The following is a 25,769-nucleotide window of genomic DNA, read 5'->3' as shown; positions in this document are numbered from 1 at the left end:
GAGCTTTTTTTATTTGTAGTATTTGGTATTGATTGCTATTATAGTTTTCATTTTAGATATTGTTATTTGTAGTATTAAAGATTAATTAGGATGTATTAGAACATAAGTAGTATGGTTGCTTTCTATTATGAGATTTTGATAATGTAATTGATCATATTACATTTAATAGGATATTTATAGGTTGTTTATGGGGTAGTGGTCGCATGCTTTTGTACCTTTTTTATGCGAGCAGTATCCCATAACTATGCGACCACTATGTGATCAGTCTAATTAGGGTTGTCTCGTCCTACTATAGCTGTACAGTTTTTTTAGGACGGATTACCCCTTCATTTTTTAACCTGATGTCTTATTAGGGAGTTTATTATTGGTAGCTTATTTGGTGTGAAAGACATAAAAAGATAAAGTATTCCATTAGTTAGAAACTTATGTGCTGTTTCCTTAGGGGGGCATCTATATTTTGTTAGTCTTAGGTTTATGGATTTATACTGAGTAATGTTTTTTAGATTTTTAAGTGATTGATTGTTTGAATATTAATATACTAAACTGTATATAATGCCTTTTTTAGCTTTTTTATTTGGTTCAAGAGTTTAAAAAACAATGTTTTTCAAATATTTAAAATGTATTAAACGAGGGTTTTATGTAATTATAGAGGGTTTTCAGACTTAAGATGAGTATTGTTTTGATTTAAAATCATTAGAAGTAGAATTTTTTTGTTAATAATTGTTTAATAGATAGTGTGTTAAAAAATGTTTTTTAATTGATTATTAAATGTTAATTTTATTTTTAATTTTGTTATTTGTTATAATGTTTGCTTTTGGTATGTGTATATCTGTGAATTTTATATAAATAAGTGTAAAAAAAATGATATGAAAAAAGGGAATACATTGAAATTAATACCTGTGCTTATAACTTCTTGTGTGCTACATGCACAAGAGAAAGTAGAGCTTTATAATACAGGAGAAATGTTTGTATCTGCTAATGAAGTCTTGTTTGTAAGTGGAGAGTTTGTTAATAGTGCTCAAGGAAATTTTGTAAATTCTGGAGATATCTATTTTTTAGATGATTTTAGTAATACAGGTGCTTTTGTTTTTTCACGTTCAGTTAAGGCTAGTCAGGTATTCTTTGAACAATTGAGTGAAGCTAAAGCAAAACAAAAAATATCAGGAGGAGCAAATTCCACTTTGTTTGAAGATGTAATCTTTAATAGTAATGGAATTGATTTAGAGAATGAAATAAGTATTGCTGGTAAAGCTTATTTTGAGCGCGGTCATGTAGTTGTAAATACTCCATTATCAGGAAGTATTACCTTTTTAGAAAGCTCAAGTGTAGAGGGTGTAGGAGATGAAAGTCACGTAGTTGGTATGGCCGATCTAGATGCAAAAAAAGAAATGGAAATGCCAGTAGGAGATGGGACATATTATCGCCCAATTACCCTAGGAGAGAGTAGCGGATTACAAAATTTATTTCAAACCCAGTATAAACGTGTAAATCCTTTGGTGGGTCGAGCACATAATGTTAAAAATGCGATTATAGATATAAATAATGAGGAGTATTGGGAAGTAAAGAATGAAGCGAGTAATGGAGCTATTATATTAACTTTAAGTTGGAATGAGCAAACGACCCCTTCTTTTTTATTGACTAATCCAGAGAAGAGTTTACACATTGTTCGTTGGGATGATAAGGGCTTAAAATGGGAAGACTTAGGAGGTATAGTAGATGTATCAACAAAGACTGTAAAGACGCCTATTGTAGTAGAAGCTCAAGGTATTTTTACATTGGCATTAGTGGATTCAGATTATAATTCAGAATTAAAGATTTATAATGCAGTTTCGCCAGATGGGGATGGAAAGAACGATTATTTTATCATAGAGAATATAGATAAGTATCCAAATAATTCTGTTCAGATTGATTACTATGATAAAAGCAAATAATAATTCATAATATTTATTTCGTTTTTCTGATAATAATTCAATTATCTAAGACATAGACATGCCTGGAATAATGTATATTATCCTCTATGTTTATATCCGTTATGTATAGCTTTTGATTAAGCTACTTGTTTCATTACATACATTTTTCGGTTTTCAACGCACGCACATATACGTTGTACTAATTTGTTTCTTACATTGTTTAACACAAGCATTTTGTGCTTTCCGTCTCCCACTTTTCTCTCATAATAACTCTTGATCTCTGGATCATGCCTAATACTTGATAATGCACACATATGTAAAAGCTTTTTAAGCTTCTTATTTGACATGAAGTGTACTTTAGGCTTTCCTTTTACGCATTTGCCTGATGTATACTCAAAAGGAACTACTCCACAGTATGATGCTAACTGTCTAGCATCATCAAATGAGGTAAATCTATTAGTATAACAGATCAAGAACATTGCTGTAATAGGCCCAATACCAACTACAGATGTAACACAGTCATAAATCTCTTTAATTTCTTGATGCTCTTTTAACAGAATATCTAATTGATTATCTATTGACTTAATCATCTCTTCTAAGGCTTTTAATGAAGCTTTTTCATTAGTACATAGTATTTTATACAAATCAACATTAAAGTCCTTTAATTCATTTGTTCTTGTACTCATTGCCGTTTTATGAGCTATACTCATTTCACGTTGACCTAATAATGCTTGCATCTTATCTATTACTTGATCAGATGCTTTAAACAAAGTTGCCTCTTCTTGATTCTTTTTAGCATATAACGCTATTCTTGCTGAATCTACCTTATCATTTTTCCCCCTTTGTATTCCACTACTTCTAATAATCTTGTAAGCCATCTCTACCCAGATATTACAGTTTTTAACTTGTAATTCTCTAACTAAAATATTCTTATAAATTCCTGTATGTTCCATACAGACTAATGTATTATCAATAGAACAACCTTCACTCTTCATCCATTTCATAAATTCTAAAACACCTTTCTTTGTATTAGCAAATTGGTTGTGCTTATACTTGTTTACTTCTACATAAATTGATGCATCAAAATACTCTTTTGAAATGTCGATTCCGATAAATTGTGTAAATTTGTCCATATGATAATTATTTAAGGCAACCTATTACTAAATATCATCTAAACCTTAATACTAGACCCGAACGTCTTAATTACTAGTCTGATACCTTTTAGTAGAATCAACAAAGTCCTACTCAGTTCTTAAGTCATTAACTTTGTCAACCGTTTGGTTCACTCTGTTGATTTGGTTGCTTTATTATACTTCTATAAAATTATCATTTTCTTATTCAACAAATCTAAAGGAGATTACTATGTAGCCGTTAAAGCTAAAGGATATAAATCTGAAGAAGTATCTGTAGAAGATGTTAATAAGGATGATTCTATAGAGGTTGACTTTGAATTAGAAAGAAGTAAGGCATTTTCATCTCTTAATTATCCAACTGATGATGATAACGACTATATGGAACCTAAAAGAAAGAATGAAGGTAATCCAAGAATTGGAGATGATTTAGGTAAGCTTACAGATTTAGCACCGATATACTTTAATAATGATAGTTCTGTTATTAGAAGTGATGCACAATTAGAATTGTCTAAAGTAGCATCTATTATGATGACTAATCCTTCATTAAAATTAGAAGTTCGTTCGTACACTTCTAGTGTTGGTCCTGATGAGTATAACTTAAGATTATCAGAGCGTCGTGCAGATCAAACAGTAGATTGGTTAGTACGTCAAGGAGTGAATAGATTGAGATTAAGAGGTGTAGGATATGGAGAAAGAGGAATTATCAATCGTTGTAAAAACAATGTTCCTTGTAGTGAGAGAGAACATCAAGAGAATAGAAGAAGTGAATTTATAATCACAGATTTATAAGAAGTAAAAAAGGTTGGACATGTCCAACCTTTTTTTTATCTCATAATTAAAGTTTCTTGTTGAAGATGAGGAATTTGTAGATATGTTATTTTATAATAATAAATATGTATTGTTGTGATAAAATGCGTAATTTGCAACTTGGTTTAAATTCAACTAAGTAGAAAAAGATTTATAATGATTATACAACCTAGAACTAGAGGATTTATTTGCTTAACTTCTCATCCAGAAGGATGTGCAGAGAATGTAAAAACGCAAATCGAATATGTTAAGTCTAAAGGACAAATAGTAAACGGACCTAAAAAGGTATTAGTAATTGGAGCTTCTACAGGATTTGGATTAGCTTCACGTATTTCTGCTGCTTTTGGTTCTAATGCAGCTACAATTGGTGTGTTCTTTGAAAAACCAGGTACAGAAGGTAGACCAGGTACAGCAGGATGGTATAATTCTGCAGCTTTTGAAGAGCAAGCTAAACAGGCTGGTATTTATGCAAAGAGTATTAATGGAGATGCTTTTTCTGACGAAATTAAGAAAGAAACTATAGAGCTAATTAAAAAAGACTTAGGTCAAGTAGATTTAGTTGTTTACAGTTTAGCTTCGCCACGTAGAACTCATCCAAAGACTGGTGTAGCTTATGCTTCAGTATTAAAACCTATCGGAGAACCTTTCACTAATAAAACAGTAGACTTCCATACAGGAGTTGTATCTAATATTAGTATTGATCCTGTTAAGGAACAAAGCGATATTGATAACACTATTGCTGTAATGGGGGGAGAGGATTGGAAATTCTGGATTGAAGACTTAAAAGCAGCGGGTGTTTTAGCAAATGGAGCTAAAACAGTTGCTTATTCTTATATAGGACCTGAATTAACTTACCCTATCTATAGAAATGGTACTATAGGTATGGCTAAAAATGATTTAGAGGCTACGGTACCAGTAATTAATGATTTACTTAAAGATCTTAATGGTGTATCTTATGTTTCTGTAAATAAGGCTTTAGTTACTCAATCAAGTTCTGCTATCCCTGTTGTTCCTTTATATATTTCATTATTATATAAAGTAATGAAAGAGAAAAATATTCATGAAGGATGTATTGAGCAAATGCAACGTTTATTTGCTGATCGTTTATATGGAGGTAGTTTAGCTTTAGATACAGAAGGACGTATTCGTGTTGATGATTGGGAGATGAGAGAAGATGTACAATCTGCAGTAGCTAAGTTATGGGAAGAGGTAACTTCAGAGAATATCGAAGCTATTTCTGATTTAGCTGGATATAGAAAAGACTTCTTCAACTTGTTTGGATTTGAGTTTGATTCAATTGATTATACATTAGAATCAGATGAGCTAACAACAGTTGCTAGTTTGAAATAATAGACAAGATTATTGTTATATATAAAGCCCCTTAATATTCGTATTAAGGGGCTTTTTGATTAGTTATTCTTCTAAGTGATTCTGTTTTATCTGAGTAAGTATTAAGTTTATTTTATCTTCCAATACCTCAATATAGTTTCTTAGTTCAAGTTGAGTTTCGAAAGTTATTGTTTTATCTTCTAGTACTTCTAGAAGAGGTATAATGGATGTAATTTCAAGTTGTCTGAACATAGGTAGCATTTTATGAGCTATATTTCCAATTTGTTCTAAGTCAAAATCTTCTTCAGCATAATGCATGTCTAATAGGTTCTCTTCTGTACTTTCTATAAAGATTACTAGAAGGTTCCTTAAAGCATTAAGATCATCTCCAATAAATTGTTTTAGTGTATTCGTGTTATAAGTAGCACTTATTGTTGTTTGATTATTAGCGTCTTCAATGTTCTTTTCTTTAGTTCTAGAACTGTTTAATTGATAGTCAAGATTAAGAATATTAGAAATTAGAATTAGTAACTCTGTAAGCTGTAATGGTTTTGGGTGCGCAGAAGCAAACCCTGCTTGAGTGAATTCTTCCATTGTAATATCTCTTTTACCAGAAAGTGCTATAACAGGAATGGTCTTAAAATCAGTATTTTTCTTTAAATGACTTATAAGCTCAAATCCGTCCATCTTAGGCATCTGAATATCACTAAGTATCAAATTGTATTGATCTTCTTTTAAAATAGCTTCTATGGATGTAGGATCGAAAGTTACAGTGACTTTATTAAATAAAGGAGAAAGAATCTCTTCCATCAATTGTAACTGTACTTTATCATCATCTATAACAACTATATTTATCCTATTAAGAGATTGGAATACAGATTGTAAGTCATTGGTGTGTACAATTATATTGGTGTCTTCTTCAGCTTCTATAATAGGTATTGTAAAGGTGAAGGTAGATCCTTCATTCAATATACTCTCTACATGAATAGTTCCTCCTAATAATTCAATCATTCTTTTAGAAATATTAAGTCCTAATCCAGTACCTCCAAATTTCTTTTCTATTCCATCATGAGCTTGTTGAAACTCGTTAAAGATATTCTTAGTTTGGTTAGCTGCTATTCCTATTCCAGAATCAGAAACTTTAAAGACTATATATTCTTTTTCTTTCGTAACACTAACATTCACTCCTCCTTCTTGTGTAAACTTGATTGCGTTAGTGACTAAGTTTGTTAGTATTTGCTTTATACGATGCGGATCTGAGACAAAGTTGCTATTTAAGCTATCTTCAATTGACCAATTTAATTTTATGTTTTTGTTCTCAGCATTAGGCACTAGTATATTACATGTGTTATCTACTAGTTCTTTAGGGTTGAATGCTTTCTGTTGTATACTTATTTTGTTGTTCTCTAATCTAGAGAAATCTGTTAAGTCGTTGACTAAATTTGTGATATACTTAGAAGAAGACTTAATGTTGTTAACGTACTTCTGTTGTTTGTTATCAAGGTTTGTTTGATCTAATAAATCAGTAAAACCAATAAGTCCCCCTAGAGGAGTCTGTAAATCATGAGTTACTGTAGCGAGCAGCATAGACTTACTGCGCAGTAGCACTTCATTCTCTTTATTTAGTTTTTCTAATGCATTTCTGTATTCCTGTGTTTGATTGATATCCCTAATGATAATCCACCCTAGTATTAAAACTACGATTAGTGCAGTCCCTCCGATATACGCGATATTGGTAGAAGCAGCGCTAATTCTAGATTTTGACTCATTGATCTTTTGATAAGATAGTGTAAGTATATTTTGTTCTACATTCTGTAGGATACCTCTTAGCTGATCAGTGATAATCTTGTTTTCTTTCAGTAAACGTTGTTCTTGGTTGAGCAAGTTGTTTTGTTTGTCATTGATTTTCTCTTGTGTAGCGATAAGGATACGCTCCATTGCATTGATAATAGAGTCAGATATACTAGGATAGTTAATAGTTGTTTTAATAGTATCAGTATGATCTCCTTTGAATAACCTTGCCCAACCACTTCTTTTCTCCTTTTCTTTACTTTGGATTACGATAGGTTGTATGTTTTTCTCTATTTCTTCACGGATATTGTAGATTTCAGAGAAAGCCTCAGTGTATTTGTTTTCAGCAGAAAGATCTTTTCTAGCTTTGATAATGTTTTCAAAACTGACTTTTTTACGAGAAAGTAGGTCTTTAACAGAGTCAAGCTTCACTACTGTAATAGGATCTTGTACATGTGTTTGTACCAAGTTAATTTGCTTAACGATGGTGTCGAGCTCTTTATAATAGAGCTTGATATCTTTACTATTACCACTCAGAATAGCTGTTCTACTATAAGCTTCACTACTGTATAGGTTATTGATAGCACTAGTAACTAAGAAGATTTTATTATTTTCTTCAATTACATGCTCCTCAGGAATAGTAAATTTTTTAGCCTCTTTATAAATATACGCTCCAGAGAATAATGCAGCTGCAAATAGCGTAAAGTATAGAAAGAGAATCTTCGCTTTTATAGATTTAGGTGGCTTCATGTATAGATAAAGTTTGGTGTAAAATTACAAAAGAGAGTTCAATGATTGTGTTAAAAGCAATAGTCTTTGCTAAAGTTTATTTTTAACTGTTTTTGTTTAAGTATATCTTTTTTGGTATTAATGTTGTTTTTTGTTTTGTATTTAACTTTTTGTTTGTATTTTTGGTTTAGGTGATTAGCGGTGTTTATTGCCCTTTAAGTAGAATCGTACAGATTAAATTATATGAAAAAGAGAAAAGAAAATTCTCACGAATCAATGTTTAATACGTTTTAAACAAAGACTTACTATTTACAGTAGGTCTTTTTTTGCTTATAAGGTATTTGTTAATCTTAAAAACGCTATTTTTACATAACGTAAGTAGAAGATTATGAGTACGGTAAAATTATATTATAGCCCTTTTCATCCCAAACAAAGTGATGCTAAAATCATGTTGTTTGCTTTAGGAGTAAGTGTATTCTTATGTCTAGGTGTTATTGGTAGTTCTTATTTGTTTACTTCTGATTCTAATAGAAAAGATGAAACTATTGTATTTTGTCCCTTACTTCCTCTCTCAGATAGTAATAATGACTTAGCTAACACTGTCGAAGCTTATTATCTATTAACAAGTCCTATAATTGACTATGTACCTGTAGAAGAAATTCCTTTAGGAAACTATTTTGAAGGTCCAAGAGTTAGGTTTAACAACCAAATGCCAGCTGATATTACACAAGTAGGAGTAGTAGGAGGGGATATTATAGAATATGATACTAGTATTACTGATATAACTGTTAGTCCTGAGAAAGAAATAATTACAGCTTCTGGTGAAGAAGTTAGTTCTAACAGTGCGGATACTAATATTGAATACATGGAGGAAGAGTATGGTAAACCTTTTTTTTCTTTGATAATAGAAGCAAGTCCATATGAAGGGGAAGAGGCTTTTAGAGCAAATATGATTAATAAACTTAATTTAGATCATTATTTAAATCAAGGTGAGCAGTATCGTTTTAATGTGAACTTTACAGTAGATATAGATGGTACATTCTCTGATATTGTTATTCAGAGTATACAAGGATATCTACCACCTTATTTAAAGAGAAATATTATAGCTGTATTTCAAACAATGCCTCAGTGGCAACCTGCTTCTCAGAATGGCAGGCGTGTCCCGACAACATTTAAATTACCCATCAAGGTCAATGTACAATAAATAAGAAAAGGCTATTAACACAAGTGGTTAATAGCCTTTTTTATAAGGATTGAGTAATGCTTATTTAGCAATAGCTCTAGAAATAACGATCTTTTGAATCTCAGAAGTACCTTCATAGATTTGAGTGATCTTAGCATCACGCATCATTCTTTCTACGTGATATTCTCTTACATATCCATTACCTCCGTGGATTTGTACAGCTTCAATAGTTGTATCCATTGCTGTTTTAGAAGCGAATAACTTAGCCATAGCACCAGATAATGAAATATCTTGACCTGCATCTTTCTCAGCAGCAGCTTTGAAGCAAAGCATTCTAGCAGCAGTGATTTGAGTAGCCATATCAGCTAATTTAAATGCAACTGCTTGGTGGTTGATAATTTCAGTACCAAAAGCTTTGCGCTCTTTAGAGTATTTTAATGCTAATTCGTAAGCACCTTGAGCGATACCTAATGCTTGAGAAGCGATACCGATACGTCCTCCGTTTAATACATTCATTGCAAATGCAAATCCGAATCCGTCTTCTCCGATTCTATTTTCTTTAGGAACCTTTACGTCTGTGAACATTAATGAATGTGTATCAGATCCTCTGATTCCCATTTTTTGTTCTTTAGCTCCGATTTCAAAACCAGCCCATCCTTTTTCAACGATGAAAGCATTGATTCCTTTGTGTTTTTTCTCTACATCAGTTTGAGCGATTACGATATAGTAGTCCGCTGTACTACCATTCGTGATCCAGTTTTTAGTACCGTTTAGTACATAGTGATCTCCCATATCTACAGCAGTAGTTTTTTGAGATGTAGCATCTGAACCTGCTTCTGGCTCTGATAAACAGAATGCACCGATTACTTGTCCTGAAGCTAGAGGTACTAGGTATTTTTGTTTTTGTTCTTCACTAGCATATTTTTCTAAACCAGCACATACTAATGAGTTATTTACTGACATAACTACAGCAGCAGAAGCATCTACTTTTGCAATTTCTTCCATAGCTAATACATAAGATACGCTGTCTAATCCGCTACCTCCGTATTTAGGATCTACCATCATTCCTAAGAATCCTAATTCACCAAGTTTTTTAACTTGTTCTGTTGGGAATTTAGAATGTTCATCTCTTTCAATTACACCTGGTAATAATTCTGTTTGAGCAAAGTCGCGAGCAGCTTGCTGAATCATCAATTGCTCTTCTGTAAATTTAAAATCCATTTATAGTCTCTTAATTTTTTAGTTGTTCTAATTTTTGTAGCTCTCAAATATAATTGATTTAAAACAATTATTCAATTTAGATTCTGTTTAAATTTGATGCATAAAATGATTATAATTTATTTTTGGACGAAACAATGTTTGTTATTTTAAAGAACCTGTATTGATAAGTGAATAATGTAATGAATATTGTACTTAAACTTTTGTAGATTATAGTAAAAAACCAATCTTTATACTATGAATAAATACCAATATAATATCATCGGAGTTATGTCAGGTACTTCATTAGATGGAATAGACCTGGCTTATATCACTTTTAATTGTGAAAGTGGTAAGTGGAGTTTTGAGGTTCACTGTACTGATACTGTCGCTTATAGTGCTCAGTGGAAAGAACAATTAAAGAATGCAATCGATCTTGATAGTAAACAAATAGAAATATTAGATGTACGCTATACCACCTATTTAGCCACTGTGATTAATCAATTCATTAAAGATAAAACGATAGAGGATATAGATGCTGTATGCTCACACGGGCATACTATCTTTCATAAGCCTGAGCTAGGCTATACCTTACAGATAGGGAATATGCCTATACTAGCTGACTTAATACAGCAGAAGGTGATATGTGACTTTAGGGTACAAGATGTTCTGTTAGGTGGACAGGGAGCACCTTTAGTGCCTATAGGAGATCGCTTGTTATTTAATGAATACGAAGCTTGTCTTAATCTTGGAGGATTTGCTAATATTTCTTTTGAAGGAAGGCTTAATTATAGATTAGCCTATGATATTAGCGCAGTGAATACCTTGCTTAACGAACAAGTGGCCAAACTTGGCTTAGAGTATGACGATAAAGGAATGCTTGCCTCAGAAGGAACGATTAATGAAGACCTGCTAAGAGAATTAAATGCACTTGATTTCTATAAGCAGTCTGCGCCTAAATCATTGGGGATAGAGTTCTTAAATGCTTATATAAAACCCATTCTTAATAAATACACCTTATCTGTAGAAGATTATTTAGCTACGCTAGTAGAGCATATTGCTATTCAAATTGCAGCAGGGATCGGTATAAAAGAAGGACAGCGTGTATTAGTAACAGGAGGAGGAGCTAAAAATGATTATTTAGTTAGTAGGATTAAGGCACATGCGAAGGGCGTTTTGTTTGAAAGACCTTCTGATGAAGTGATTGACTATAAAGAAGCAATTATATTTGGTTTACTAGGAGTGCTAAAATTGAGAGATGAAGTGAATGTCTTAGCTAGTGTTACTGGAGCCAAGTATGATCATAGCTCAGGTAGAATACACGAGGTATATACACAGGTAAATTAGCTTATTCAGAAGAGGAAGATTATGTTTGCATGGTATTGTATACGAGTGTATTAATTAGTAGGTGAACTAGCTGGGATAATGACTAGCATGAATGTTATATAAAGAATATAGCGTTTATGTATAATTATACATACAAAACATTTTATCTTTGAACTCATTTTGAACTATAATGGCAAACGATTATAAAGACAAAATCTCACTTTTTTTGATATTTTGAATATTAAATCTCATTTTTTTTCGTTATCATGAAGTAAATGAGATTATAGAATGAGAATAATCTATATCGATTTTGCACAATATAGAACAACAGAAAAAGACTTTTAAAATTTTAAAACTCAAATTATTTATGTTTCATTTCTTACAAGTGGATACAACAGCAGTAGCACAGAAATTAGCTAATGCAGCAGAAGCTGGAGAAGCAGCCGTTAAAAAAGAACTAGCTCTTAGCGAAATTATCTTTAGTGGTGGGCCAATAGGGCAGGCTATTATGATCATTATTTTTATCATGCTATTCTTGGCTTTGTATTTGTATTTAGAGCGCTTCTTTGCTATTAAAAATGCGTCTAAGATAGATGATAATTTTATGGCTCAGATAAAAATGTTCTTATCTCAAGGAAAGATAGATCAAGCTAAACTATTATGTGCAAATACTGATACACCTGTATCTCACCTAATCGGAAAAGGTATATCTAGAATAGGGAAACCGCTTCAGGATATTAATATTGCGATAGAGAATGCAGGGAAGTTAGAAGTGTATAAGATGGAGAAAAACATTAATCTGTTAGCAACATTATCTGGAGCAGGACCTATGACAGGATTCTTAGGAACTGTAGTAGGAATGGTGATGGCATTCCATGAGATGTCTACAGCTAGCTCTGCTCGTATAGATATGAGTGTATTATCAGAGGGGATTTATACAGCGATGATGACTACAGTATTTGGATTGATTGTAGGAATTATATCTTATGTAGGGTATAATCACCTTGTAAGTAAGATAGATAAGATTGTACATCAGTTAGAGGCAAATGCAGTAGAGTTTTTAGACCTATTAAATGATCCAGCATAATGAATATAAGAGGTAGAAATAAAGTATCTGCAGAGTTTAATATGTCGTCTATGACCGACATCGTATTCTTATTGCTTATATTTTTTATGGTAGCCATTACTACGATGACGAGTACTAATGCACTAGATTTAATACTTCCTAATTCTGATGGTAAAGCTGATGTAGTAGAGACTGTAGCTGTGAGTGTAGATGACCAGTCTAGCTATTATATCAATGAACAAAAAGTGATGCCTGAAGAACTAGAAGAGGGACTGAAAAATAAATTAAATACAATAGAGAATCCTAATGTAGTATTGCATGTCGCTAAAGGTGTACCTGTAGAGGATGCAGTATTTGTGATGGATATTGCTTATCGCAATAATTATAAGATTGTATTAGCAGTGGAACCAAAGTAGGTATGAAGATATTACAAACAGAAAGTGAAAAAAAGGCTTTTGCAATTACTTCAACAGTTTTTGTGCTTCTTTTTTTGTTGTTTTTCTTTTATAAAATTATAACTCCTGTTCAGGAAAAAGAACCTTATTTATTAGGTGGTGAGATTGCTATTAACTTTGGGAATAGTGAAGTAGGGAAAGGAGATGTACAGCCGACAGAACCTATCGCTATGGAACCAGAGCCTGAAGTAGCTACTCCTGTTGAGACAACAGCTGAGCCTGTTGTTACCCAAAATAAGGTAGATGTTCCTGTAGTAAAAAAAACGGAGGATAAGCCAAAAGCTAAGGAAGAACCTAAAAAAGAAGTTGTCAAACCTAAACCTGACCCAAAACCTAGTCAAAGTACAACTGATGCGCTAGCTAGCCTTATTAATGGGCCAAAGACAGCTGGAGAAAAGTCTGAAGGACAAGGGAACTCTACTAAAGGAGGAGATCAAGGAAAGCTAGGTGGAGATATGTACTCTAACTCTACTTATGGTAGCGGTAAGGGGAATGGTAGTGGTAACGGTACTAGCTGGGGACTGAATGGACGTGCATTAGCCAATAGAGGACAAGTAGTGCCTGAATGTAATGAGGTAGGAACTGTAGTGGTGGAGATAAGAGTAGATAAGAGCGGAAAGGTCGTATCTGCACAACACACTAAAGGGACAACGAACTCTGCTAAATGTCTTACAGATGCAGCTATTGCTACTGCCAAGACATTTAGATGGAAAGCAGATGACAACGCACCGAATATTCAAGTCGGATTTATAGTTATTAATTTTAAAGTAGGACAGTAGTCCTATTTTTTTGAATATGAATTATCAAGAAACTTTAGAATGGATGTTTAATCAATTGCCAATGTATCAACAAAAAGGGGCAATAGCTTATAAAGCAGATTTATCCAATACAATAAAACTAATTAATCATTTAGGAAATCCTCAAGATAGCCTGAAGACGATACATATAGCAGGTACTAATGGAAAGGGGTCTACCTCTTCTATGATTGCTTCTATTCTACAAGAAGCAGGATATAAGGTAGGGTTGTATACTTCTCCGCACCTAAAGGACTTTAGAGAGCGTATCAAGATCAATGGGGTAGAGATATCAGAATCTTTTGTAATCGACTTTATTGGACGTAACAAACCCTTTTTTGAAGAGAATTCGCTGAGCTTTTTTGAGATGACAGTAGGTATGTGCTTTGAATACTTTAAACAGGAGCAAGTAGATGTAGCTGTAATCGAAGTGGGAATGGGAGGTCGTCTAGATGCGACTAATGTTATACATCCATTGATTTCTGTGATTACTAATATAGGTAAGGATCACACAGCATTCTTAGGAGATACACTTGAAGCTATAGCAGGTGAGAAAGCAGGTATTATAAAGAAAGGTGTACCTGTAGTGATAGGAGAGTATAATGAGCATACACAACCTGTATTTATAAGTAAGGCAAAAGAGATGTCTGCAGATATCTATTTTGCTCAAGATACCTATATAGACAACGCATTAGTCTCAGATTTAAAAGGAGATTATCAGAAATCTAATATCCGAACTGTAAGACAAGCGATAGAATTACTAAGAAAATCATTCCATATAACAGAAAAAGCCGAAGTAGAAGGGCTTCTTCATGTGGTCTCGAACACAAAATTATTAGGTAGATGGCAAGTTTTAGGTCAGAATCCGAAGATAATTACAGACACAGCACATAATTCTCACGGATTAACTATCGTGATGAATCAGCTAAAACATGAAAATTACCGCAATTTGTATGTTGTTTTTGGTGTAGTGAATGATAAAGATTTAGATTCTATCCTTCTTTTATTGCCCAAAGAAGCAAAATATTTTTTTGCTAAACCAGATAATTTACGCGGGCTAGAACCTGAGATTTTAGCTACTAAAGCGAGAGAGTTTGGTTTGATGGGAGAGGTTTGTAGTTCAATACCAAATGCTTACGCAAAAGCGAAGGAGACAGCAGGTGCTGAGGACTTGATATATATAGGGGGGAGCACATTTGTGGTAGCTGAAATTTTATAAAAAAAATATTCAAAAAAGCTTGCAAAGTAAAATCACAGTCGTATATTTGCACCCGTAATCAACAAACGATTACACGTTCTTAAAAAGGAAATGGGCGATTAGCTCAGTTGGTTCAGAGCACCTCGTTTACACCGAGGGGGTCGGGGGTTCGAATCCCTCATCGCCCACCATTTTCAAAATATTGTTTTTATCCAAAATTGTTTAAATACTTAGGGCGATTAGCTCAGTTGGTTCAGAGCATCTCGTTTACACCGAGAGGGTCGGGGGTTCGAATCCCTCATCGCCCACAACAATACCTAGTTATTTAAAATTCTTTTGGGCGATTAGCTCAGTTGGTTCAGAGCACCTCGTTTACACCGAGGGGGTCGGGGGTTCGAATCCCTCATCGCCCACAATAACACCAAGTTATTTAAAACATTTTTGGGCGATTAGCTCAGTTGGTTCAGAGCACCTCGTTTACACCGAGGGGGTCGGGGGTTCGAATCCCTCATCGCCCACAAGACAAGTTTGTTTAAAAGTAATATTTTGGGCGATTAGCTCAGTTGGTTCAGAGCATCTCGTTTACACCGAGAGGGTCGGGGGTTCGAATCCCTCATCGCCCACATCCTAAGCTTCACTATACAGTGAAGCTTTTTTTTTTGACCTAATGTGTTTACTGTTCTATCGTTTTTAGGGATTACCATACTGTACCACTCTTATGAGGGATCAGTGACAAAATTTGGGGACTAGGCAAAAAGTCTAGTTAATCTAAAAAGAAAAAACTTCTTATCCCTAACACCTCTATACATCATACGGAAGTATTTAATTTTGGCATTAAATGATTCCGCAGAAGCATTTGTACTTCTATTAATAAAGTAATTGATGATTTCGTTATAGTGTACATTAAAAGTCTTTAAAACAGTACTAAAGTGTTTGAGTGAAGCTTTTTCAATATCATTAAACCAATGAGCTAGCTTAGTCATAGCTATTTCTTTATCTATTTGTAGATTATATATCTGTCTAAGGTTATTAGCAAGTAGATAGGCTTGTTTGATCTCTGGGTATAATTCAAATAGTACCTTAGCTCTTTCTTGTTGATCAGATGTCCAATTAATTTGGTTTTTATAAAGTAGAGAACGTGAGCGAACTAAAAGTTGCTTCTTAGTATCCCCATTAGTAAGTATTTCAGGATTATATATAACGCCTTCTTCCTTAGCCTTTAAAACAGCAGTGTTCTCAGCGTCAAGCTCAGCCCATCTATATTTTATTCTAATATCTTGTACAGCTTCACTTACAAGCTTTTGTACATGAAAACGATCAATTACTTGCACAGCTTTAGGGAAGCACTTCTTAGCTATCTGTTTCATAGCCCCTGCCATATCTAAAGTAATCTCGGTAACTTTATTTCTAAATTTTTTAGGTAGTTTAGATAGATGCTTTATTACAGTATCTGATTTTGTTCCTTTAACTATCGCTACAATGGTCTTTTTCTGACCTTTACCTGCTTTAGAAGTCAGTATAGTGTACAATTCTCTCATAGATAAACATACTTCATCTATGGACAGTTGTTCAGTTATATTTTCTGGATAGAGTAGCCAGTCTTGTGCATGTTCTTGTTGATCCCATTGTTTGAAACCACTAGTTTTATGTTTGTATTGGCGTTGAAACTTTTCACCTTTAACTCCAAATAATTCACCAATAGCCTTACAGCTAAGTACTTTAGTATCGGCCAATTTTTTTTAAGAACTCCGAAAACTCTGTAGTCATTCGTGTTCCTTCTGCGATGATATTCCAATCACGTGATATAATTTCTCCTGTTTGTTTATCTGTCCAACGACGACGTTGTACGTGTAGTTTAACTGATTTACCTCGTAACGGGAAGTCTTCAATAGTAATCATACTATGGAAACCTTTAGAAATAAGCTGTCTTTCAGCACATTGATTTCCGTAATCATTCTTCTCTTCAAAGTAGATATGTAGTTTGGTCTCTAATTCTTCTACTTTAGTAATATTGAAGTGTTCTACTAAGTAAGTAGGTAAGATTAGTTTTAGTATTTCTTGGCTATCCATCATAGCACAAAGATATTATTTTACACTTTCCTCCCCAACTTTTAACGTTGATCCCTTATGAGTTCATAACTTTATATTCAATTTAAAAAACCTGAGTTCGATTAATATTAATGCATAAAAAAAGGTAAAAATCCGTATATTTAAGTATCTGAAATTTAAATATATAAAAGATTTTTACCTATGATTTGTTTCGATAAAATTACTGATATTTTTTGTATTGTAGATGAGTTCTGCAAAGATTTTGAAAATTCTACTAAATCATTTCTTTTAGGGAGCCCTTCAAAACGCCCACCTAGAATGTCTAAATCTGAAGTAATCACCATTTATCTTCTATTTCATTTAAGTGGTTTTCGTTGTTTTAAGCATTTTTATATTTATTATGTTCAAAAACATATGACTAAAGAATTTCCTAATACTGTTTCTTATAATCGTTTTGTAGAGTTGATGCAATCAGTGATTATGCCCATGACTATTTTTGCTAAAACATGTTGTTTAGGCAAGTGTACAGGCATTTCTTTTGTAGATTCTACTCCAATTCAGGTTTGTAAAACTAAAAGAATTAATAGAAACAAGGTTTTTAAAAATATAGCAACAACTGGTAAGTCAACTATTGGTTGGTTCCATGGTTTTAAACTTCACATCATTATTAATGATAAAGGAGAAATCTTAAGCTTTGCCATCACTCAAGCTAATGTAAATGACCGGGATCCTTTAAAAAATGAAGGATTCTTAAATAATATCTTTGGAAAACTATTCGGTGATAAGGGATATATTGGCGCTGAGCTTGCTGAATTACTGTTTCTAGATGGAATAGAATTAATTACCAGTATAAGAAATAATATGAAGAACTCCCTTATGAGTATGTCTGATAAAATACTACTTAGAAAAAGATCAGTAATTGAAACTGTTAACGATGAATTAAAAAATGTATGTCAGGTAGAACACTCTAGACATAGATCACCTATTAACTTCTTTACTAACCTTATCGCTGGAATTATTGCATATCATTTCTTGCCTAAGAAACCTGCCATTAGATATGAGAAAGTAATAACTAATCAATTAGCCTTGTTATAATCGAACTCAGGTTATTAATCATATCAGTAATCTTCTTTTAAAGTCTGCTTGCTTAGAAAAATATAGACTTCCTTTTTTATTATTATCTTCTTCGTAGAGCTATATAACCTTTAGGAATAGCTATTCTATTGAGATTGTCTTTTGTATGAGAGAAAGGTAAAAAACAACTACACTTTTTTTGTACCTCTTTTTTGTTTATTGAATTGTTTTTTCAATGCTATACGTTTTTTAGTGTTCTTGTTTTGTTTTACATATACCTCGCTCTACCCCTTCGTAAGTCTATGTTTTCCTTTAGTCCCTCGACAATCCGTGGAGTATAGTCCATAAATAGTGGACTAGAGAATTAGTAGTCGACGAATACTTCTTGTATTGATAGAGTGTTGTTCTAGAAGTAAAAGTGTAGCTAGAGTTAGCATGAATATTAATCTGTCGAAAAGAATTATTTGTTAATTGTTATTTCGAAAGTTTATTGAGGTTTATACATGATAAATAGTGTAGATCCTTTTTTAAAAGCTATTTGATTAGTTAAATAGTTGTGTTTCTGTTTTTTATATCTTGTGATAAGAAAAATAGAGAGAAGATAACTAGAGAAAGGTTCAAGACAATTGTAATTAGCCTTGACAAACTAATAATATCACAACTAAACAGTATTAATCATGGCTGAGATAAAAGATGGAATATTAGGAGGTGTACATGGTACTGTGGGCACAGTAGTAGGATTTATGTGGAGAGGACGTTATTTTATACGTTCTAAGCCTTGTAAGTCTCATAAACTAGCTACAGAGGCTCAAGTACTTCAACGAAGTAAACTAGGGGTAGTATCTAGCTTTGTGAGTAAGTTTAAAGACTTTGTAAATGAGCATTACCCACAGGCTCTATTGAATAATAAAATGGCGACAGGAAAAGAGCAACTGATCTCTATGCTGATGAAAGAAGGAATCGTTAAGGTAGAAGGCGAACCGTGCATTGATATCGCGAAGGTACTAGTGTCGATGGGGCCACTACCACCTGCAGTAATAAAGAAAATAAATCAACTGAAGACAGGACGTATAAAGGTGCAATGGGATAATAGTATCACAAATGTACTGACGAAGAATACGGATAGATTATCTATTATAGCCTATAGCGAATCGCTAGATCTAGTAGCAGAGATAAGTGCAATCGGGAAGAGGGAGGACAGATATGTTCACTTTGATTTACCTAAGGAGTGGAAAGTAGGGAAGGTTCATTTCTGGAGTGTGTGGAAATCAGCAGATGATAGAGTAATCAGCACAAGTGCGTATCACGGGATAACACAGTTAGGAGAGTATAGTGAGCAGCACACTGAGGAAAGAGAACTACAAGCAGGTAACAGGGAACAGGAGATAGAGAATGAAGAGCTAGTAGCTGAGAAAAGAGAGGTGATAAAGTTAAGTGTGTCTACTAAAAGAGGAGATGTAAAAGAGAAAGAATCACTAGATATAGAACAGCATAAAGAGCCTGAGAAAGTTGGGCTAACAGAGAATACATCTAAGAAGAAGTGGGCTCCACCTGGCTTCTATGGAAGTGAGAAGAGAAGGGATAAGGAAGTAGCACCTCTAGATGAAAACACAGGAGAAGCACCTCGGTCTATACTAGAAGCGATACCTCCTTCACAGAATTCTGATTAAGAGTCCGTTTTTGTGATTTGTGATGAGTTAAGTGTTTTCACTGATGTTATCAAGATGTAATCTATCTCAGAAATAATATTTGGTGAGATAATGAAATATTTTGACAGTTTTTATTAAATAAAGAGTCTTATTTTTGAGTTATGAAGTGTATGTATTTATATCTATTATTACTGATTGGGATGCCTTGTATATATGGGCAGGCTGTTCTGTCTGAGCCTAGTTTTACTAGTTCTGCCTCTATACTTTATCTCAACAGTAATCCTAAAATGTATTTAGAGGATGCTCAGGTGAGGTTTTTTACTAATTTTAAAATGAAGCATACTTCTACTAAGACGAATAGATATGAAGAGAAATATGAGCTAGAAGAACTGATGTACAATAAATATCGTTTATTGAATAGGAATGTTAAGTTTAATAACGGAGTAGCTGTGGATGTGTCTCCAGATAAAGGGTATGTAAGAGAGTACGATCAGGATTTATCCTTTTTACAGAACCTATTTCTCGATCTTCTTATCGGAATATTACCCTAATTATAGGTGTTTTAATATCGCTAGATTATGGGTAAAGTGTATATTTATTTGTTGATTTTACTAGGAATGCCTTGTATATATGGACAGTCAGTCCTATCTACGATTCACTTTGCGAGTCCTGCATCTATAATTTATTTAGAGGGAAGTCCCGAGCTGTATTTAATACATGCAGATGTGAGGTTCTATGCAAACTTTAAGGCTAAACAGAAGTTATCTGTGAGAGATAGATATGAAGAGATGTATAGTGTAAGAAGGTCTATGATGGATAAGAATCTAGAGGAAGCAGAGAAGGTGTATGTGAGAGTTCCTTCTAAACGAGCATTTAATAAAGAGATGACAGGTTGGTTAGATAAAAAAGAAAGAGCAGAAGTAGTTCGCAAAGGCTTTGAAAAAACTTTAGGTAGAGTATTAGCTAGGGTGATGGGAGGTAGATAAGATGGTAGTGTTGGTAAATAAAATAGAAGTAATAGCTTGTTATGTTTAAAAATAGAAGCAGTATGTTTAAAAATGGAGACAATATCTTTAGAAGATTTAGTAATGTTTTATTAATAAGTTTAGTGTTTTGTTGTTTCTTAGGATGTAGTCAACCACCTAAAGATGGTCATTATAAGGCTGTTTCTTTTAGTAAAGTAGATAATAGCCTAATGTTTGGAGTTGCATTAGGGTATATGGAGTTTATCGCTGAGGTAGTTCCATATCTAAAAATAGAAGATGGTGATGTAATTACTGATTTTCCAATAAAAACGAGGGAATCATTGGAGAATTTTAAGAGTTTTACAGGAGCTACATATAATGATGGACGTTCTTTATTAGATAGTATTTATAAAGTTCAGTTAAAGAATGATACTCTTATGATAACGTTTCACTATGTAGGTACATCTCAGCCTACTAAAGATTTTGTATTTAAGTACTTACCTATATCTAAAGAAGAGTATGATGAAGGCGTTAAGAAGTTGTTTTTGAAAGAAGAAGAGGTTAAACATAGCTTTACGACAATGGACTTGTCGAATTTAGATTATACACAAAAAAGACCTGCCTATCTGAAAGATTATAAAAGTATGGTAGCTATGGAGAAGATGTTTTCTTCTGGTGAAAGTAGACAGTATATAGATCAGATATATACTTCTTATAGAACGGTAGACCTAAGAACGTATAAAGATACTACGTACGATTATAAAGAGTTCCAAATAAGTAAAAGTGAGGTAATTAATAAGAGTGTTGCAAATATTGATGATTTGGTATTTAATGATTTTTATGTCTATATAGATACTAATATGGAGACACAAGGTATAGTGCTTGAAAAAAAAGAATGGGATAAAAAGTCTATAAAAGAGCTGTTTGTTAAGCTAAAAGAGAAAAATAAAAATGCTGAACTGAGTTTCTTTGGGCTTCCTCAAAAAGATAAAGATGGTGAAATTAGTAATATTGCCCAGCAATTAGCTGTGAAATGGAAGGACGATCTAAAGAGTGTTACTCTAATCATCGACGATATTCCTGAGAGTATTAGTGATATAGAGCTTTATAAAAAAGTATTTATTACTGATAAGGATAGTTCAAAAAAATTAATTGATAATTGGATGTACTATCTGAATTTAATAGAGCAAGCAAATGTCAAGGTGTATATTATATCACCTAGTTTTGATGAGGTTATTAAAGGAGATGATGAATATCATAGGCAACAGAGTTTTCATGGGGAACCTATTTTGAAAGTGTATGAATATGTATGGAGAGGGTATTATGAGTGGCAAAATAGTTATTAGTGGATGGACTCTGTAATAAAAAAATAAGCAAAGCGACTTCTGGTGTATCAGGAGTCGTTTTGCTTATTTATAAATATGTATTATCGTTTATAGTACGCTATAATACTCGCTTTTGCGATGGTGTTTGCCCATAAATTAAAACCTACAATGGCAGGAGTAGTATTTCCATCTAGTCCTAGTTTATCCGTTTTAAGGGCATGTACTGTTATGATGTATTGGTGATATCCATGATCTACAGGAGGACATGGTCCACCAAAACCTTTTATTCCATAATCTGTAAGGCTCTGTATAGCACCTTTAGGTAATAGAGGAGAGTTGACTTTTCCTGCATCAGTTACTAGTTCGTTTATATTGCTAGGAATATCAAAGACTACCCAATGCCAAAAACCACTTCCCGTAGGTGCGTCCGGATCATACATCGTGATGGCAAAGCTCTTGGTGTCTTTAGGGGCATTGTGCCAAAATAGCTGAGGAGATTGATTCTCTCCATCGCATCCAAAACCATTAAATTCGTGTTGTTTAGTTGTTTCGCCACCTAGATCTTTACTTGATAGCGTAAAGGTATTCTGTCCAAAAACACTAGTCGATAGTGTTAGTACTAGACCGATTATAAAATTTGCAATTTTCATTGAGTTATGATTAAATGTTTAGGGCAAATTTATAGTAAGGTCTATAGTAGGAGTTAGCGGGATTGGGTCAAAAAATGTTGCTAGAAGCTCATTGTTTTTGACTTTGTTTAGGAGTGATATTATACTTGGATTTATATGCTTGTATAAAGCTAGATACATTCTCATAACCTACCTTTATGTAGATTTCTGATGCAGTAGTTGCATGCTGTGTAAGTAGGGTATGTGCATATTCTAATCTTCTGTTTTGAAACCATCTGCTAGGAGAGTCGCCATAGTGTTTTTCAAATTCTCGTTTGAAAGTAGATACACTCATATTGCACAGAAAGGCTAGCTCAGATAGAGTGAGTTTGTTTAAGATGTTCTTTTCTATTGTCTGTGTGAACTTTAAACTTTTATTATTGTTGTTAGTTATAAAGGATTGAAGAAATGCTGTTCCATTGACCTCAATGAGGTATAGCATGATCTCTTCTAGTTTTATCTTTAGTAATCTCTTTTGGATAGAAGGGGAGAGTTTAGCTATATCCATTAGACTTTTTACAAAGTGCTTACTGAAGTTATCGTAGTTAAAAGTATGGATAGAGTGAGTACTTTTATTTTCTACTAGTTCTATCTTGTATTTAGAGATAAATTTAAGTATCAATTCATTGTCAAAGAACAAGAGAATACTTCTGTAATTAGCTGTATTAGATAGTTTTTTGGTCATTAGACAATGACCAGCTTTCATAAGGATGAATTTGGAGTTATCTAATGCTTCAAAATGGTTGTCAGACCATACTTCTTTTGTTCCTTCAACTAAAAAACTAAAAGTGTTTTGATCTAAAATAACTTGTTGCTTAGACAGCTCTTGTCTAGTATGATAATCAAATATAGTTATCTGTTCTGAGGTAACAGTGATGAAGTCATTGGGAAGAAGGATACTTTTCATGCTATCTGTTTTAGGCTATGTAGGTCTTTCTATTTCACTATTACAAATAGATTTTAATAGGTAGGGTAAATGTAGTAAAATAAGCGAAGAGAAAAGAGGGTAAATTGTAAGGGAGAGTGTAATTGTATTTATGAGGACTTTTTATTTAAGCAGTAGTGAGGAGATTGGTGTTACTTTATGAATATTGTAAGCAGAATTTTGATAAGGCTGTTAGATGCATTAACAATTTTTTGTTTATTTTAAAAGAAGAGAGTAGGTTGTTTTTTGAGATAGAATATTGTAATTTAGACAGTTGTTTTTAAGAGAGGAATGGTAATAAAATCTAAAGGAAATGTTTAAATTCCTTCTATACTCTTCTTTAAATGAAGAAATATAAATTATCTTTGCTCCTTTAATTAAATTAATCAAAATGACATTAAATCAGATTTTAACTCCGCAGATAGAGAAGGCGATTCAACAATTATACGGTGCTACTGTAGATAAAGTTGAGTATCAGGCGACAAGAAAAGAGTTTGAGGGTGATATTACTGTAGTTATCTTTCCTTTTCTAAGACAGATAAAAGGAAACCCAGTAGAAATCGGTACTAAGATAGGTGAGTACTTAGTAGAGCATACTTCTGTAATAGAACGGTTTAATGTAGTAAAAGGATTTTTGAATTTAGTAGTTTCAGATAGTTACTATATCGATTTCTTTAATGCTATACGCAGTGAAGAGCACTTCGGATATGTGACACCTACACCTGGTGATAAGTCAGTGTTAGTAGAATATTCTTCTCCTAATACAAATAAACCTCTTCACTTAGGTCACGTTAGAAATAACTTATTAGGATATTCGGTAGCGGAGATATTAAAGGCTTCTGGTAAAAAAGTTTATAAAACACAGATCATTAACGATAGAGGTATCCATATCTGTAAGTCTATGTTGGCTTGGCAAAAGTATGGTAATGGAGAGACTCCTGAATCTACTGGACTTAAGGGAGATAAGTTAGTAGGAAACTACTATGTGAAGTTTGACGTAGAGTACAAGAGCCAAATCAAAGAATTAATGGCTCAAGGTATGTCTGAAGACGAAGCTAAGAAAGAAGCTCCAATCATTAAAGAAGCAAAACAGATGCTTGTAGATTGGGAACATAATAAACCTGAGGTTATTGAATTGTGGAAAACAATGAATCAATGGGTTTATGATGGTTTTGCGGTATCGTATAAAAACTTAGGAGTAGACTTCGATAAAGTGTACTACGAAAGCAATACTTATTTATTAGGTAAAGATGAGGTAGAGAAAGGTCTAGAGCAGGGAGTATTCTTCAAAAAAGAGGATAACTCTGTATGGATAGACTTATCAGAAGAAGGATTAGATGAGAAGTTAGTACTTCGTGGAGACGGTACTTCTGTATATATGACACAGGATATCGGTACAGCTATACAGCGTGTGAATGATTTCGGTGATGTAGGAGGTATGGTATATACTGTAGGTAATGAGCAAGATTATCACTTTAAAGTTCTGTTTTTAATTCTTAAACGTCTTGGTTTTGACTGGGCTGAGAGTTTATATCATTTATCTTATGGAATGGTAGAGTTACCATCAGGTAAGATGAAAAGTAGAGAGGGAACTGTAGTAGATGCAGATGAACTAATCCAAGAAATGACTGACACGGCTAAGTCTATCTCAGAAGAATTAGGTAAACTAGAGGGGTACTCTGAAGAAGAGCGTACTCAGCTATTTACTACAATAGGCTTAGGTGCATTAAAATACTTTATCCTAAAAGTAGATCCTCGTAAAGGGATGATGTTTAATCCTAAAGAATCAGTTGATTTTGCAGGAAATACAGGACCGTTTATTCAGTATACGTATGCTCGTATCCAATCTATCTTAAGAAAGGCAGACTTCGATTATACATCAGAAATAAAAGGTATCACATTAGATCCTAAAGAGAAAGAATTATTAAAGTTATTAGAGGAGTTCCCTGTAGTGATTCAGGATGCTGCTCGTACACATAGCCCTGCTCTTATAGCTAATTATGTATATGAATTAGTAAGAGAGTATAACTCTTTTTATCAAACGGTATCTATTCTAGGAGAAGAAGATGCTGTATTAAAAGCGTTTAGAGTACAATTGTCAGAAAAAGTAGGAATGGTGATTAAGGATGCGTTCTCATTATTGGGAATCGCTGTACCAGACCGAATGTAATCTTATATTTTTTTGTGAAAGTAGAG

The 25,769-nt window shown here is 33.3% G+C and carries 22 protein-coding genes and 5 tRNA genes; 20 read left to right on the top strand and 7 right to left on the bottom strand.

The features are described 5' to 3' along the window. Window positions 1–866 precede the first annotated feature (866 nt). Entirely contained in the window at window positions 867–1,931 is a 1,065-nt protein-coding gene (locus MYRA21_RS01085) for a gliding motility-associated C-terminal domain-containing protein (protein WP_006258683.1), read from the top strand. 116 nt (window positions 1,932–2,047) lie between these two features. On the opposite strand, the gene MYRA21_RS01080 is transcribed toward MYRA21_RS01085, so the two are convergent. Further along, window positions 2,048–3,043: an IS110 family transposase gene (locus tag MYRA21_RS01080; RefSeq protein ID WP_006258682.1), complete on the bottom strand. Its 996-nt coding sequence runs from the start codon at window positions 3,041–3,043 to the stop codon at window positions 2,048–2,050. 144 nt (window positions 3,044–3,187) lie between these two features. On the opposite strand from MYRA21_RS01080, the gene MYRA21_RS01075 reads away from it, so the two are divergent. Beyond that, on the top strand, window positions 3,188–3,832 hold the full coding sequence (locus MYRA21_RS01075; protein ID WP_006258681.1) for an OmpA family protein: 645 nt from the start codon (window positions 3,188–3,190) through the stop codon (window positions 3,830–3,832). A 174-nt stretch (window positions 3,833–4,006) separates the two neighbouring features. Continuing rightward, window positions 4,007–5,200 carry an enoyl-ACP reductase FabV gene (fabV, locus tag MYRA21_RS01070; RefSeq protein WP_006258680.1) on the top strand — a complete coding sequence of 398 codons (1,194 nt, stop codon included), beginning with the start codon at window positions 4,007–4,009 and terminating at the stop codon, window positions 5,198–5,200. A gap of 63 nt (window positions 5,201–5,263) precedes the next feature. Here fabV and MYRA21_RS01065 read toward each other — a convergent pair whose 3' ends face one another. Continuing rightward, complete coding sequence (locus MYRA21_RS01065) at window positions 5,264–7,720, bottom strand: ATP-binding protein (protein WP_006258679.1); 2,457 nt, start codon at window positions 7,718–7,720, stop codon at window positions 5,264–5,266. A gap of 367 nt (window positions 7,721–8,087) precedes the next feature. Between MYRA21_RS01065 and MYRA21_RS01060 the strand changes: the two genes are divergently transcribed. Next, window positions 8,088–8,903, top strand: a complete 816-nt coding sequence (locus MYRA21_RS01060; protein WP_006258678.1) for a hypothetical protein — start codon at window positions 8,088–8,090, stop codon at window positions 8,901–8,903. 60 nt (window positions 8,904–8,963) lie between these two features. Here the strand turns inward: MYRA21_RS01060 and MYRA21_RS01055 are convergent, their stop codons facing one another. Further along, the gene (locus MYRA21_RS01055; RefSeq protein WP_006258677.1) at window positions 8,964–10,103 is read right to left on the bottom strand and encodes an acyl-CoA dehydrogenase; all 1,140 of its coding nucleotides are present in this window, start codon (window positions 10,101–10,103) and stop codon (window positions 8,964–8,966) included. 234 nt (window positions 10,104–10,337) lie between these two features. Between MYRA21_RS01055 and MYRA21_RS01050 the strand changes: the two genes are divergently transcribed. The 10 genes from MYRA21_RS01050 to MYRA21_RS01005 all read left to right on the top strand — a co-directional run bounded on the left by MYRA21_RS01050 (window position 10,338) and on the right by MYRA21_RS01005 (window position 15,541). Further along, window positions 10,338–11,426 carry an anhydro-N-acetylmuramic acid kinase gene (locus MYRA21_RS01050; RefSeq protein ID WP_006264331.1) on the top strand — a complete coding sequence of 363 codons (1,089 nt, stop codon included), beginning with the start codon at window positions 10,338–10,340 and terminating at the stop codon, window positions 11,424–11,426. A gap of 346 nt (window positions 11,427–11,772) precedes the next feature. Beyond that, window positions 11,773–12,492, top strand: coding sequence for a MotA/TolQ/ExbB proton channel family protein (locus tag MYRA21_RS01045; protein ID WP_006261801.1), 720 nt, complete (start codon window positions 11,773–11,775; stop codon window positions 12,490–12,492). Next, the gene (locus tag MYRA21_RS01040; RefSeq protein ID WP_006258674.1) at window positions 12,492–12,887 is read left to right on the top strand and encodes a biopolymer transporter ExbD; all 396 of its coding nucleotides are present in this window, start codon (window positions 12,492–12,494) and stop codon (window positions 12,885–12,887) included. Before MYRA21_RS01045 ends, MYRA21_RS01040 begins: the two co-directional genes overlap by 1 nt. 2 nt (window positions 12,888–12,889) lie before the next feature. Next, window positions 12,890–13,705 carry an energy transducer TonB gene (locus tag MYRA21_RS01035; protein WP_039328337.1) on the top strand — a complete coding sequence of 272 codons (816 nt, stop codon included), beginning with the start codon at window positions 12,890–12,892 and terminating at the stop codon, window positions 13,703–13,705. A gap of 16 nt (window positions 13,706–13,721) precedes the next feature. Next, window positions 13,722–14,939, top strand: coding sequence for a folylpolyglutamate synthase/dihydrofolate synthase family protein (locus MYRA21_RS01030; RefSeq protein ID WP_039328335.1), 1,218 nt, complete (start codon window positions 13,722–13,724; stop codon window positions 14,937–14,939). Between the two features lie 92 nt (window positions 14,940–15,031). Next, window positions 15,032–15,109, top strand: a tRNA-Val gene (locus tag MYRA21_RS01025). A gap of 42 nt (window positions 15,110–15,151) precedes the next feature. Further along, a tRNA-Val gene (locus tag MYRA21_RS01020) sits at window positions 15,152–15,226 on the top strand. Between the two features lie 30 nt (window positions 15,227–15,256). Further along, a tRNA-Val gene (locus MYRA21_RS01015) sits at window positions 15,257–15,331 on the top strand. 30 nt (window positions 15,332–15,361) lie between these two features. Then, window positions 15,362–15,436: transfer RNA gene (locus MYRA21_RS01010), tRNA-Val, on the top strand. Between the two features lie 30 nt (window positions 15,437–15,466). Further along, window positions 15,467–15,541: transfer RNA gene (locus MYRA21_RS01005), tRNA-Val, on the top strand. A gap of 123 nt (window positions 15,542–15,664) precedes the next feature. Here MYRA21_RS01005 and MYRA21_RS01000 read toward each other — a convergent pair. Together MYRA21_RS01000 and MYRA21_RS00995 are read right to left on the bottom strand one after the other, a co-directional pair. Further along, the gene (locus MYRA21_RS01000) at window positions 15,665–16,651 is read right to left on the bottom strand and encodes a transposase (protein WP_039328333.1); all 987 of its coding nucleotides are present in this window, start codon (window positions 16,649–16,651) and stop codon (window positions 15,665–15,667) included. Next, entirely contained in the window at window positions 16,638–16,991 is a 354-nt protein-coding gene (locus MYRA21_RS00995) for a hypothetical protein (protein ID WP_006260368.1), read from the bottom strand. Before MYRA21_RS00995 ends, MYRA21_RS01000 begins: the two co-directional genes overlap by 14 nt. 177 nt (window positions 16,992–17,168) lie before the next feature. On the opposite strand from MYRA21_RS00995, the gene MYRA21_RS00990 reads away from it, so the two are divergent. The 5 genes from MYRA21_RS00990 (at window position 17,169) to MYRA21_RS00965 (ending at window position 22,001) form a co-directional block, all read left to right on the top strand. After that, window positions 17,169–18,062, top strand: a complete 894-nt coding sequence (locus MYRA21_RS00990; RefSeq protein WP_039328328.1) for an IS982 family transposase — start codon at window positions 17,169–17,171, stop codon at window positions 18,060–18,062. A 656-nt stretch (window positions 18,063–18,718) separates the two neighbouring features. Further along, the gene (locus tag MYRA21_RS00985; protein WP_039328327.1) at window positions 18,719–19,711 is read left to right on the top strand and encodes a DUF6266 family protein; all 993 of its coding nucleotides are present in this window, start codon (window positions 18,719–18,721) and stop codon (window positions 19,709–19,711) included. Window positions 19,712–19,851: 140 nt separating this feature from the next. Further along, a complete protein-coding gene (locus MYRA21_RS00980) occupies window positions 19,852–20,241 on the top strand; it encodes a hypothetical protein (protein ID WP_039328326.1) in 390 nt (129 codons plus the stop codon). A 27-nt stretch (window positions 20,242–20,268) separates the two neighbouring features. Next, window positions 20,269–20,676, top strand: coding sequence for a hypothetical protein (locus MYRA21_RS19245; RefSeq protein WP_225600898.1), 408 nt, complete (start codon window positions 20,269–20,271; stop codon window positions 20,674–20,676). A 62-nt stretch (window positions 20,677–20,738) separates the two neighbouring features. Further along, window positions 20,739–22,001 carry a hypothetical protein gene (locus MYRA21_RS00965; RefSeq protein WP_039328325.1) on the top strand — a complete coding sequence of 421 codons (1,263 nt, stop codon included), beginning with the start codon at window positions 20,739–20,741 and terminating at the stop codon, window positions 21,999–22,001. Window positions 22,002–22,081: 80 nt separating this feature from the next. On the opposite strand, the gene MYRA21_RS00960 is transcribed toward MYRA21_RS00965, so the two are convergent. After that, window positions 22,082–22,630: a YbhB/YbcL family Raf kinase inhibitor-like protein gene (locus tag MYRA21_RS00960; protein WP_039328324.1), complete on the bottom strand. Its 549-nt coding sequence runs from the start codon at window positions 22,628–22,630 to the stop codon at window positions 22,082–22,084. Window positions 22,631–22,718: 88 nt separating this feature from the next. After that, window positions 22,719–23,555 (bottom strand): AraC family transcriptional regulator, encoded by an 837-nt coding sequence (locus tag MYRA21_RS00955; RefSeq protein WP_039328323.1) that lies wholly within the window; start codon window positions 23,553–23,555, stop codon window positions 22,719–22,721. A gap of 409 nt (window positions 23,556–23,964) precedes the next feature. Between MYRA21_RS00955 and argS the strand changes: the two genes are divergently transcribed. Then, on the top strand, window positions 23,965–25,743 hold the full coding sequence (gene argS, locus MYRA21_RS00950; protein WP_039328322.1) for an arginine--tRNA ligase: 1,779 nt from the start codon (window positions 23,965–23,967) through the stop codon (window positions 25,741–25,743). The last annotated feature ends 26 nt before the right edge of the window (window positions 25,744–25,769 follow it).

The organism is Myroides sp. A21, assembly GCF_000807225.1.
Taxonomy (GTDB): domain Bacteria; phylum Bacteroidota; class Bacteroidia; order Flavobacteriales; family Flavobacteriaceae; genus Flavobacterium; species Flavobacterium odoratimimum.
This window is presented reverse-complemented; position numbering and strand designations above follow the sequence as displayed.